The organism is Bacteroides sp. HPS0048 (assembly GCF_964240755.1).
Classification (GTDB): Bacteria; Bacteroidota; Bacteroidia; order Bacteroidales; family Bacteroidaceae; genus Bacteroides; species Bacteroides nordii.
Genome location: NZ_CAXSVC010000025.1, coordinates 1 through 13,376 on the forward strand (window position 1 = coordinate 1; position 13,376 = coordinate 13,376).

At 40.3% G+C, this 13,376-nt stretch carries 6 protein-coding genes; 5 read left to right on the forward strand and 1 reads right to left on the reverse strand.

Annotated features, from left to right (window positions below; genetic code table 11):
* Positions 1–570 precede the first annotated feature (570 nt).
* A complete protein-coding gene (locus tag ACESQI_RS17355) occupies positions 571–4,434 on the forward strand; it encodes a TIM-barrel domain-containing protein (RefSeq protein WP_373126608.1) in 3,864 nt (1,287 codons plus the stop codon).
* Positions 4,435–4,529: 95 nt separating this feature from the next.
* Here the strand turns inward: ACESQI_RS17355 and ACESQI_RS17360 are convergent, their stop codons facing one another.
* Positions 4,530–5,072 carry an RNA polymerase sigma-70 factor gene (locus ACESQI_RS17360; RefSeq protein ID WP_002558098.1) on the reverse strand — a complete coding sequence of 181 codons (543 nt, stop codon included), beginning with the start codon at positions 5,070–5,072 and terminating at the stop codon, positions 4,530–4,532.
* 124 nt (positions 5,073–5,196) lie between these two features.
* Between ACESQI_RS17360 and ACESQI_RS17365 the strand changes: the two genes are divergently transcribed.
* The 4 genes from ACESQI_RS17365 (at position 5,197) to ACESQI_RS17380 (ending at position 13,363) form a co-directional block, all read left to right on the forward strand.
* Entirely contained in the window at positions 5,197–6,216 is a 1,020-nt protein-coding gene (locus ACESQI_RS17365; RefSeq protein ID WP_122201735.1) for a FecR family protein, read from the forward strand.
* Between the two features lie 102 nt (positions 6,217–6,318).
* Positions 6,319–8,652: a M60 family metallopeptidase gene (locus ACESQI_RS17370; protein ID WP_122201736.1), complete on the forward strand. Its 2,334-nt coding sequence runs from the start codon at positions 6,319–6,321 to the stop codon at positions 8,650–8,652.
* A 25-nt stretch (positions 8,653–8,677) separates the two neighbouring features.
* Positions 8,678–9,847: a discoidin domain-containing protein gene (locus ACESQI_RS17375; protein ID WP_025867432.1), complete on the forward strand. Its 1,170-nt coding sequence runs from the start codon at positions 8,678–8,680 to the stop codon at positions 9,845–9,847.
* 159 nt (positions 9,848–10,006) lie between these two features.
* Positions 10,007–13,363: a TonB-dependent receptor gene (locus tag ACESQI_RS17380; RefSeq protein WP_195349636.1), complete on the forward strand. Its 3,357-nt coding sequence runs from the start codon at positions 10,007–10,009 to the stop codon at positions 13,361–13,363.
* Positions 13,364–13,376 lie beyond the last annotated feature (13 nt).

A 13,376-nucleotide genomic window follows, 5' to 3' on the forward strand; every position in this document is an offset into this window, starting at 1 on the left:
AGACAATATTAAGAAATTTATTCTTATTAACGTTCATAAAGAACTATGTTTTCCATGGCAAAGATAATGGTAGAGAAACGTCTCTTTCCTCTACGACAAACGGTATGAATATCCATAAGAGTTTACATAGAATCACAAAAGCCTCGTAAATTTTCACTGAATATTGTAATTAACATCTACCAACATTATGAACTTGAGATTTAATGTAGCTCCCTGCATGATCAGAGTGTACACTTTTATATAACAAGAATGTACATTCTTACAGTGCAAGGTTGTACATTCTTGCATAACTAAAATGTACACTTTTAAAATCATTGGTTATCAACATGTTACAAAACAGTCATCATAAAGTGATCAGAAATTTATATTTAAGATAAACAATGAATGACAAGCCAGCCAGACTGCTAAAATAAGACAATAATTGTATACAAAGAAAAAACATGTGCAGAATAATTTTCAAAAATGAAATAGAGCATTACTTTTGTAGCATCTAATTTTCTATGTTTTTTATCTTGTATTTTAGTAGAAAAATGTAAAATACAGAAATTTAATTCAATACACAAAACGATCATGAAAAAAACGTTTCGAGGTATGAGACAGAGTAGAGTAGTCTTTCTGGCTCTAACAATTTCATTAAGCCATGCACCCATTACAATGCATGCTCTATGTAAAAAAACAAACTTATCCCAAGTAGTATCCCACCATCAGCCAGCCATTACGAGTGCACGAATGATTAACCTCACTACCGTAGAGGTTTTGCGCTCTGACACTACGCTCCTGAATATCGATTTTTATGGAGCTAACATTTTCCGTATGTTTCAGGATAACTCCGGAGGTATCATCCGCGATCCTCAGGCAAGCCCGGAAGCACAGATCTTAGTTAACACTCCCCGAAGACAAGCAGGACAAATAACATTGAGCGATAAAAACGGAACCATTGACATTGCCACTAATCGCGTCCGGATATCCATAGACAAGCAGACGGGATTATTTAAGATAATAAACCTTATAGAGAACAAAGTAATAACAGAAACCACGGCACCGGTAGAGTTTTCCGGTAAGCATACCAAACTTTCATTGAAAGAAAGTCCTGAAGAATATTTTTATGGTGGTGGAGTACAAAACGGACGATTTTCACATAAAGGAAAGATTATTGCCATCGAAAACACGAATAATTGGACAGATGGCGGGGTGGCTTCACCAACCCCCTACTACTGGTCGACAAACGGATACGGAATAATGTGGCATACATTCAAAAAAGGTAAATACGATTTTGGGGCTACACAAAAAGGTATCGTACAACTATCTCATGATACGGACTATCTGGATTTATTTTTCATGATAAACAGTACTCCGGTAGCTTTATTGAACGATTTTTACCAGCTGACCGGCAACCCGGTCCTGTTACCCAAATTCGGATTTTATGAAGGTCATCTGAATGCCTACAATCGCGACTATTGGAAAGAAGACGAAAAGGGTATTCTTTTTGAGGATGGCAAAAAATATAAAGAAAGCCAAAAAGACAATGGAGGGATTAAAGAATCACTGAATGGTGAAAAAAACAATTATCAGTTCTCAGCCCGTGCCGTCATCGACCGCTATAATGCATATGACATGCCACTGGGATGGGTTCTTCCTAATGATGGCTATGGTGCAGGATACGGGCAAACCGGAACACTGGATGGAAACATACAGAATTTAAAAGAGTTCGGTGATTATGCACGCAAACATGGAGTTGAAATTGGCCTGTGGACACAATCTGATTTACACCCCAAAGCAGGTATCGAAGCCCTCCTGCAACGTGATATTGTAAAAGAGGTGCGCAATGCCGGTGTACGCGTACTGAAAACCGATGTCGCATGGGTAGGTGCAGGTTATTCATTCGGACTAAATGGCGTAGCAGATGTAGGTGCCATCATGCCTTATTATGGTAACAATGCCCGTCCTTTCATTATTTCACTGGATGGCTGGGCAGGTACCCAGCGCTATGCCGGTATATGGTCAGGCGACCAGACCGGCGGTGAATGGGAATATATCCGTTTCCACATCCCGACTTATATAGGTTCCGGTCTTTCGGGACAACCGAACATTTGTTCGGATATGGATGGCATATTCGGAGGAAAAAATGTACCGGTCAATGTACGCGATTTCCAATGGAAAACTTTCACTCCGATGCAATTGAATATGGACGGATGGGGAGCCAATCCCAAATATCCGCATATCCTGGGCGAGCCGGCAGCTTCTATCAACCGCTGGTATCTGAAAATGAAATCCGAATTCATGCCCTATGCCTATAGTATCGCCAAAGAAGCAATAAATGGAAAGCCAATGATTCGGGCTATGTTTCTCGAATATCCCAACAAATATACTTTGGGAACAGCTACCCGTTATCAGTTTATGTATGGCCCGTCCGTACTGGTAGCCCCCATCTACCAAAATACGAAGGCAGATAAAGAAGGTAACGACGTACGAAATGGTATTTATCTTCCGGAAGGAAACTGGATCGACTATTTCACAGGTGAACAATATGCAGGAAATTGCATTATTAACAATTTCGATACTCCGCTCTGGAAGCTTCCGGTTTTCATCAAACAAGGAGCAATTCTGCCAATGACAAAACCTCACAACAATGTGAGCCAAATAGATAAACACGTACGCATATACGATTTGTATCCCTACGGAAACAGCACGTTCACCGAATACGACGACGACGGTACTACCGAAGCTTACCGCAACGGAGCAGCAACTGCAACACTGATAACTTCGACTGTAGACAAGGACAGAGTAAGAGTTACCATTGCCCCCACTAGTGGCAGTTTTCCGGAAATGGAAAAAGAGAAAGTAACTATATTGAGAATAAACGTAACTGCGAAACCTCAAAAAATAACAGCTAAACAAGGGAATAAAAAGGTGAAGTTAGTCGAGGTAAACTCCTCAGATAGTTTCGATAAAGGAGAGAATGTATATTACTACGAGGCTGCACCAAATATGAACTCGTTTGCAACTCCCGGAACAGATTTTGCCAATATGATCCTTACCAAAAATCCGGTTTTACACATCAAACTAGCCTCTACCGATATTACGGTAAATCCCATAGAAGTAGAAGTTAAGGGATTTGTATACCAACCAGCGAATCGCCATCTGCAATCCACAGGTACACTCACAACTCCCCAAATACAAATAACAGAAGCGCATACAGGACCTTATTCACTTACTCCTTCATGGGATAGAGTAGAAAATGCCGATTATTATGAGATAGAATATAATGGCATGAACTACACCACCATCCGGGATACGGAACTGTTGTTTGAGGATCTGACTCCCGAAACAACGTACGAATTCAAGCTACGCGCTGTAAACAAAGATGGAAAATCAGACTGGAGTACAATTACAGCTACCACAAAATCCAACCCACTGGAATTTGCCATTACAGATATCCAGGCCGAAACGACTTGTGAGAACCAAAGAAGACAAGGAATTGACAGAATGTTCAATTTTGATGAATCTGACCTCTGGCACACCAAATGGCAGAGTAGTGCCGTCCCATTCGAACTCATTATGGACTTAAGAAGCATCAACGTATTAGATAAATTTGAATACCTGCCCCGTCAGAATGGAGGTAACGGAACCCTACAGAAAGGTATTGTATATTACAGCAGGGATAAAGTCGACTGGCAGGAGGCCGGAACATTTGAGTGGCAAGGCAATGACGTAAAAACATTCATTTTCAAAGACCAGCCTGTAGTCCGATATATAAAAATTGCAGTCAGCGAAGCCGTAGGTAATTTCGGTTCCGGACGCGAATTGTATGTATTCAAAGTTCCCGGTTCCGAAAGCTACATCCCAGGTGATATAAACCTGGATGGAAAACTGGATGAAAATGATCTGACATCCTATATGAACTATACCGGCCTGCGTAAAGGAGATGCCGACTTCGACTATGTCAGTAAAGGAGACCTGAACAACAATGGATTAATCGATACATACGATATCTCCGCAGTAGCCATTGAGTTGGAAGACGGAGTAAGCAGACAGGCTACTCCTCCGGTTGCAGGCAATCTGAGTATCCGGACTACCAAACAAACCTATCATGCAGGTGAAGTTATGGAGGTCATCGTGAAAGGAATCGATTTACAGTCTGTAAATGCTCTTAGTTTTGCATTGCCTTACGATACAAAAGATTGGGAATTTGTTGCAGTAGAAACTCCCAATATGAAAAAAATGAAAAACCTTACTTACGACCGGTTACACACCAACGGGACAAAAGCACTTTATCCCACTTTTGTCAACTTGGGAGAGAAGCCTTACCTGGAAGGAAATGAAGAGTTAATCATTTTAAAGTTCAAAGCCAGACGAGCTGTAAAGTTCAATCTGAAAGCTCAGGATGGAATATTAGTAGACAAGAATATGAATGTTATAAAGGTTGATTTTTAAAATAGAAACTGTCCCTTTTGAAAGACGGTTGCATTTGAATAAAGTGCAACCGTTTTTTTGAGTCTAATAGTACTTTGCTTCGAATGCCAGCGGCACTAAAACAAGTAATAATATTGTTCTCCCAAAAACTCGCGGATACGCTTAAGAGCCTTGGTTATCTGAGCTTCTACTGTCTTCACGGATATATTCATTTCATCGGCTATTTCCTGATTAGTCAACTTCTCTTCACGGCTCTTCACAAAGATCTCATGACATCTGCCAGGTAAAGATAAAACAGCCTCTTCTATCAACCGACTTAACTCTTCCATCTCTAATGGACTTCCCATATCCGCCTGAGGAATCTCAGTTCCGCTTATTTCATCTATCGCCAGCGTATTTTTACGGTCTCGCAATGCGTTTAAACATCGATTACGAGCAGTCTGAAACAAATATCCTTTAAAAGTCAGCTTAATCTCGATCTTTTCTCTATTTTCCCAAAGATACATAAAAATATCAATTGCTATCTCTTCCGCATCCTGTTTATTCCCCAGATAGATATACATGAATCGACACAACGCTTCAAAATAGCTATCAAATAATAGCTTAAACGCTTGCTTATCCCCAGATTTGAGCAGTCTTAATAAAAAGATATCATTCATTATTTAGTTCATATTGAGTTCATTTCACAAACATACAAAAAAATAATTTAAAAAAGTGTATAGTATAAATAAGGGTACACTCGAATTCTCGTGTCATAGTATTGTAAACAGCTAAAAACGTTATATGAAAAAAAATATCCCTTGGGATTTAATCATCTCTAAATTAAAAGGCGAACTTACTGCCGGCGACGAACAACTGTTTGAAAAATGGTTGTCCGTTGCAGAAAACAAAGAACTTTTTGAAGAACTTCAGGAAGTTTGGAAGCAAGTACGCGCTAAAGCTGTTGAATATACTGTGAATACGGATTCATGCTGGAACGAGCTAATACGTCGTATGAACGAAAAAGAAATGGCTAAAAAAGAGGAGAAAAAAGTTGTTGGTAATAAGCAGAGCAATAAAGCAATGGTCTTTATACGTAAATATGTAGCCGCAGCTTGTATTCTGGCAACCCTATTTGCATCGGCTTCTTTTTATTTTGGCATGAAAATAGGGCGTCCCGAACTCGCACAGCAGACTTACACAAACTGGGGTGGAAAATCTAAAATAGTACTGCCTGACGGAACCTCCGTGTGGGTTCATTCAAAAACAACCGTAGGATATAATACCAATTTTCAAGTAAAAGAAAGAGTGGTGAACCTGACCGGAGAAGCTTATTTTGATGTAACTCACGATAAAAATAATCCTTTTGTAGTACAAATGGATGGCGTAAAAGTAGTAGTACACGGAACTAAATTTAATGTAGAAGCTTTTCCGGAATCGGACAACATCTATGTCAGCCTGCAAAAAGGTTCCGTTTCTTTAGAAACTGCGAACGAACATCATATGTTGCGTCCCGGTGAAGTTGCAACTTACAATAAACGTAACCATGATATTAAAGTAGAAAAAGGAGATGTGAACCTGGCAGTTTCCTGGGCGAATGACCAGATGTTATTCCGAAACAAAAACTTGGGAGAAATTTGCCGATTCTTATCCAAATGGTATAATGTGAAAATAAATCTTTCACCGGAGCTGAAAGATCAGTTCAGATATACGTTTACACTGCGCCATGAACCTCTGGAAGAAATTTTGCGAATTATGTCACGTATACATCCGATAGCATATTCGTTCGATGAGGAAAACGTAGTGACTATTGGTAAAAAATAACAATTCATTAATAAATTAACCGATTGCCAGGTAAAGTTTAATCTCGAGTAAGGATTTGAATGGCAATCTATTAGTTACCTTCTTTAATCTATTAAATAAACAATGATTAGCATTTATGAAAAAAAATGTAAGCTCTGTTCATTGAACATATGGAACATTGCTTTGATCTTATTTGTGCTTTTATTCACATCTTGCAAGGATGACGATACCGATCCCGGACGTGAAGGCTGGATAAGAGTATTACCTCTCGAATTGAATATTCCCGCAAGTGGCGGAAATCAGGAAGTCTATCTGGTAGTAACCGAAGATGTTGATCTTGCCAATGTACAGTTTTCTGTTATCGGAGAAGGAAAAGACTGGTGCTATCCGGTGCTGGAAGATAATTTACTAAAAGTAACCTTTGAGCCTAATTATTATGAAGAGCCACGCGCTACAGTGATAACACTCACCTATGGAGATCTAAGAAGAGAAATACCTGTAACTCAGGCCGCTTCCAGCGGGTCAGCTGACGTGAAGATAGAAGTAACAAACGCTGAAGCTACCACTGAAGAAGTAGAATCTGAGCAGCGTGGCATCATCAATTCATACGATGGTGATTACATCAGTTATTTCAATTCCAAGTTCGGAGCATTCACCGACTGGCCTTTCCTGATTACATATACATTGAAAGACTGCACATCACTGGATTACATCATTTACCATCCACGTACTGACAATGGAACAAAATACGGTGCTTTCAATGATTTTGAGGTCTGGGTATCTACCGAAGAGAAACCAGAATTCGTGAAAGTAAAAGAATATACTCTGGAAACCAATTATGTTACGGCCACCATTCTGAACTTAAATGAACCGGTAAAGAATGTAAAACAAGTACGCTTCGTTATCAACGCCGCTCACAACAACCGTATTAGTTGTGCTGAAATGGAATTTTTCCGTATAAGTGCTAACAAATACGACTACACCAAAGTATTTACCGATAATACTTGTTCAGAACTGCGTGAAGGAATCACCGAAACTGATATTCGGAAAATGCCGGGCGAAACATATAAAAAACTGGCAACAGCCCTACTGAATGGTTCCTATAATCCGGAATACAGAGTGGCAGAATATCGTCCGTACCAGAATCCGAATGTAATGGCAGAGGTGAACAAAACCTCTACTTATAGCTTACGCGATAATCCCACTGGCATCTATGTAGAGCAAGGTGAAGAACTGACAGTACTTGTAGGCGATACGAAAGGTCAAAACCTTTCCATGATTGTACAGGATTTGAGATTAGGTTACAACAGTAGCAAATCTTATGCACTGAAAGAAGGAGAAAACACTATAAAAATATTATCCGACGGTTTGGTTTACATTCAGAATCTAACTAATGAAAAAATTCCATTGACATTGGAGACTGAGGCTGACAAGCAAGCTGCTGCAGCTAAAACGGTGAAAATACATTTCCCGTTCGCTAAAGTAAATGGCTACTTCGATGCACAGACCGGTACACAAGCCGAATTTGAAGAAGTACTGCGCAATGCCAAATATCAGGACATCGATGTATTGGGCAAATATGTACACATCACCTGGACAGTGAACGATTATAAAGAAGCCAATACACCGATCCTGGAAGTAATGGATCTGATGGATGAAGTCGTTCGTCTGGAATGGGATTTCATGGGACTGTTCAAATACAATAAATTATTTGGCAACCGCATGTACCTGCATGTGGAATACAACAGTAAGAATCCGTATTCAGCTGCCAACCACACAGCCTACTTACCAAGCTACAAAGGGGTATTCTGTACCACTACAGAATTGAAAAGCCGTGTTTGGGTATTAGGTCATGAGATCGGCCATAGCAATCAGACTCGCCCGGGACTGAAATGGACAGGTACTACCGAAGTTACCAATAATATTTGTGCTAACTACGTCAGAGGTGCATTCGGAAAAGGCTCCAGATTAATGGATCAGGATAAGCCGGGTATGACTGTTTACGAAGAAGCCATTCAACGTATTATTGAAGCTGAACAACCCCATTGCCTGGACAATGCTTCTGATGAATATTATGTAAAACTGGTACCTTTCTGGCAATTGAAGCTTTACATTATGGATGTGTTGGGACAAGAAGACTTCTATCGCGATTTGTATGAACATTATCGCACAACTCCGGATCTGGATACTTCAGTTGATACACAAGGTATCTTGCAATTAGACTTTGTTCGTCAGGTATGTAACGGAGCCAAAATAGACTTCCTGGATTTCTTTGAAAAATGGGGGTTCCTCCGTCCGGTGGATAAGACATTCAATGATTACGGTAACAAGAATTTCACAGTAACCCAAAAACAAATCGACGACTTGAAAGCGGAAATCCGGGCAAAGGGTTACAATAAAGCACCGGAGAATTTGTACCTGATTACTGATGAAAACTTTGAATCGTATAAAAAATAAAATCTGAATCTAATTTTTTATAATAATGAAAACATTGAGATATATAACTAATAAATTGGCATTGGTGCTGACAGGAGTTTTACTCCTGTCCGGCATGGCAGCCTGCGATGACAAAGATGACAACACAAGTATAAAAGTGAACCGCATGATGGTAACGGATGTACCGGATGAAGTAATTTCTTTGATAGAAGGCGACACTTGGAATACGAAAGTCACTACATTGCCCGAAGGTGCGATAGATGCTGATGAATATACATACCGGTACACTACCGGAAACGACAAAGTATTCACCGTTGATGAAAATGGGGTGATTACTGCTACCGGAATAGGTGAATCCGTGCTAACCGTATGGTCTGTTAACAACACAGATATGTGGACTACTTGCCTCGTGAAAGTGGAAAAACGCATTTATCCGGTTACCTCCATCACCATTCCCGAAAAGTATCAGAAGTACTATATGGGCGTAGAATCTACTTTCAATTTAGGTGGTGTAGTGACTGTAAACCCGGACAATGCAACTACTCCTGATGTAGTTTATTCATCTTCCGACGCCATGATTGCAGAAGTAAATGAGTATGGCGAAGTGTATACCAAAGCTTTAGGAGATGTTACAATCACTGTAAAAGCCGTGGATGGAAGCAATGTAAGCGCAACTTGTGAGGTTTATGTACGTGATATTGATCACTCGAGCTTATTGGATCGCACCAACTGGACCGTAACTACCTCTCATGACTATTTCTCTGACGGAGTAATAAATGGCGCTCCCGAATGTTTGATCGATGACGACGAAAAGAGTTGTCTGGCTCTGGTTAAACCAGGAAAGCTTACAATCGGTAAAGATGAATCCGTATTCTTTGTAATCGACATGCAGACCCCGCAAAATTTCGACTTCTTTGTATTGCGTCACCGTACTTATCAAAATACAAGCGCTAACCTCCGTGTAACAAAAGTATCCGTTTATGGAAGTAATGACGGAGAAAACTATACGGAAGTTATAAAAGAAGCTCCAATAGCCACCGCAGCTACAATTAGTAGTGTAACTGTCGATCTACCTGAAAATGTAAGTTACCGTTACTTCAAATTAACCTACGATGGATGGAGTAATAGCGGTAATACAATCCAAATCTCAGATTTCAATATTGGTAATAAGAAATTTATGGACTATACTCCCGAAGACCATTCGCCTGAAGAATAACCTCGGGAGGAAAATCCCCCTCCAGTGAACTTCAAGGGTGGTGTCAACCCATTGCCCACCCTTGAATATTCAATCAATGATTAAGGGAATGAGTAGGCTTAAATCTTTTAAGCCAAGGCTCTTATTGCACTTCATCGTTAACTTATAATTTAAAAAAATATGAATCTAAAACATTTAGTATTTCTTTTGTTGCTGTTCGTCTGTGTTAATTTATCCGCACAGACTAAGGAGAAGCAGATTACTATCAGTTTCTCGAACATACCACTGTCTGAAGCTATGGCTCGCATAGAGAAAGCAAGCGGATATACCTTCTTCTATGATGCAAAACAGACTGACATCAAGCAGACGGTCAGTTTAAATGCGAAAAAAGAACTTATTTCTGAAGCCTTGAAGAAAATGTTTTCCAAGACAAACTTGAATTTCGAGGTAACAAGTACTCAAATCGCTTTGTTCCCTAAAAAAGAGGTAAAACAGGTAGGACAGCCAATCAATATTCAAGGAAAAGTAGTAGATGAGACTGGTGAACCAATCATTGGAGCCAATGTCGTAGAAGAAGGAACCACTAACGGAGTAATTACCGACTTAGACGGTAACTATACTTTGATGGCTCCTGCCGGTGCAAACTTGAAGATTTCCTATATCGGATATGCTACACAAGTTGTGAAAGCCGGTCGCAGTACAATCGTAAAAATGGCAGAAGACTCCAAAACATTGGAAGAAGTGGTAGTAGTAGGTTACGGTACCATGAAGAAGAAAGACTTGACCGGTGCAGTAGCCTCACTGAAAGGAAGTGATTTGGAAAAAGAACAGCCCAGAACTATTCAGGATATGCTTCGTACAGGAGTAGCCGGTTTGTCAGTAGGTATTGAGACTGATACAAAAGGAAATTCAAGCATGATGATCCGCGGTAAGAATAACTTACGTGCAACAGATAATGACAAGAGTTCTTTGGAACCATTAATCGTACTGGATGGCGTTATCTATTCCGGACAGATGACGGATATCAACCCGAATGACATCGAACAAATAGATATTTTGAAAGATGCCAGCTCAACAGCCGTATATGGTGCAAAAGCAGCCAATGGTGTTGTATTAATCACTACCAAAAAAGGAACGGGCTCTAAGAAACCGGTTATCAACTTCAGCGGTACATGGGGACTCTCAATGGTAAATTCATTGCCTGACGTATATGAAGGAGAAGATTTCATCAACTTCCGTCGAGATGTGGAATTGAGTAAAGATCCTACAAAAGCTGCACAAGGATACTTCAACAATCCAGCATATATGACCAATACTGAATTGGCAGCATGGATGGGAAACTCCAAAGGAGATCCCACTAAAGAATATCTGACCCGTCTTGAGCTGACCAGTACGGAAGTTGCCAACTATCTGGCAGGCAGAACTGTAGACTGGAGAGATGTAATTTATCAAGATGTAGCTCTTCGTCAGGACTATACAGTAAGTGTAGCTGGCAAAAAAGATGAAATGTCTTATTACTCTTCCGTCAATTACCTGAAAAATGAAAGTAACGTTCGCGGTGCAGGCTATAGTGCCATTCGTGCCCGTATTAACCTTGAGAACAAAGTACAGTCTTTCCTCACCTATGGTGTAAACGCACAGTTTACTTCACGTGATGAAGGCTATACTGGAAACGACACTGGCTATTATTCTTCTCTTTCTCCTTATGGAAGTATTTACGAAGAAGATGGAACAACACTCAAATATTATCCTACGGGCAATAATAACCAAATCAACCCATTGGTAACACCAGCTTACACAGCCAAACGCAATGATATTGAGAACCTGAATGCTTCTATCTATATGAAGATTAACTTACCGCTTGGATTCTCTATACAAACGACTTACTCTCCACGTTTTGAATGGACTAACTACCTCTATCAGAAGTCGGCAGACCATCCGAGTGCAGGTTCACAAAACGGACGTGCAGAACGTAAACAGACTAAAGATTTTTACTGGCAGTGGGATAATATGCTGAAATGGAACAAAGTTTTTGGCAAGCACTCCTTCGATTTCACTTTCCTTGCCAACTGGGAAAAATTCCAACGCTGGCAAGACGAGATGACCAATGAAGACTTCCAACCAACTGATGACTTGGGTTATGGCGGTATTGGTTTCGGTACCACTCCAAAGATAGAAAGTAACGATATTTATCGCACCGGCGATGCCTATATGGGACGTTTACACTATGTATACGATCAACGCTATCTAATCACAGCTACTGTACGTCGTGACGGTTACTCAGCTTTCGGTTTGGCAAATCCGCGTGCCACTTTCCCGGCTGTTGCTTTGGGTTGGGTATTCTCCGAAGAAAAATGGTTAAACATGCCGGAATGGTTTGAATATGGTAAGCTTCGCCTTTCCTGGGGTAAAAACGGTAATCGTGCCGTCGATACTTATGCCGCTTTCATGCAACTGTCTCCCCGTAAATATTTGTATGTTGATCCGGCAACAGGTAAACTTATTACAATCAACACATTCTATGCTATGACAATGGCAAATCCCAATCTGAAATGGGAATCTACCGTTTCTTGGAATGCCGGTTTGGACTTCACTTTACTGAAAGGTCGCCTGAACGGTAGTTTAGATGTATACAAGAAGATCACAAAAGATCTGTTGGTAAGCCGTGAACTCCCCAATCTTATCGGATACTCTACAGTAATGTCAAATATTGGTGAAGTGCAGAACCACGGTGTTGAATTATCATTAAACTCTACCAATATCAAAATGAAGAATCTGACATGGCGCACTTCATTCAGCTTTGCTTACAACAAAAACAAGATCACGCATCTGTATGGCATCATGGAAGACATCAAAGATGAGGCCGGAAATGTGATCGGACAAAAAGAAGCCGATGATATCAAGAATAAGCGTTTCATCGGTCATGATATTGACGAGATTTGGGATTACAAAGTAGTTGGTATCTGGCAGGAAGAAGATCGCGAAGAAGCAGCCAAATACGGTCAGCAACCGGGTGATGTTCATTTGCTCGATGTAGACGGTAACGGATCATATACCAATGAAGACAAAGTGTTCCAAGGCACAAAAACTCCACGTTTCCGTTGGAACATGCGTAATGAATTTACCTTGTTCAAGAACCTGACTTTCTCTTTCAGCATGTACTCTTATTTAGGACATAAGCAGACATTAGGACGTTTCACGAATGACAATGCGCTGCTAAACGTAACGAACCAAATCAAACGCGAATACTGGACACCGGAGAACCGTAACAACGAATATCCTCGTCTGGCAAGCAAGAAGCCGAGTGGCGTTACTTATGCCATTTATAAAAATGCTTCTTTCCTGCGTTTCGACAATATCTCATTGGGATACTCTTTCCCAAAAAGATTAATCGAACCCTTAAAGATCCAGGCACTCAACATCAATGCAACCATGAAAAATGCGGGATATATCTCCAACTGGCCTGGTTACGACCCGGAAAACAGTGATAAAAACACCCCAAGAATCATTTATTTTGGAATTAACTTGACTTTATAATACCCGAAGAAAT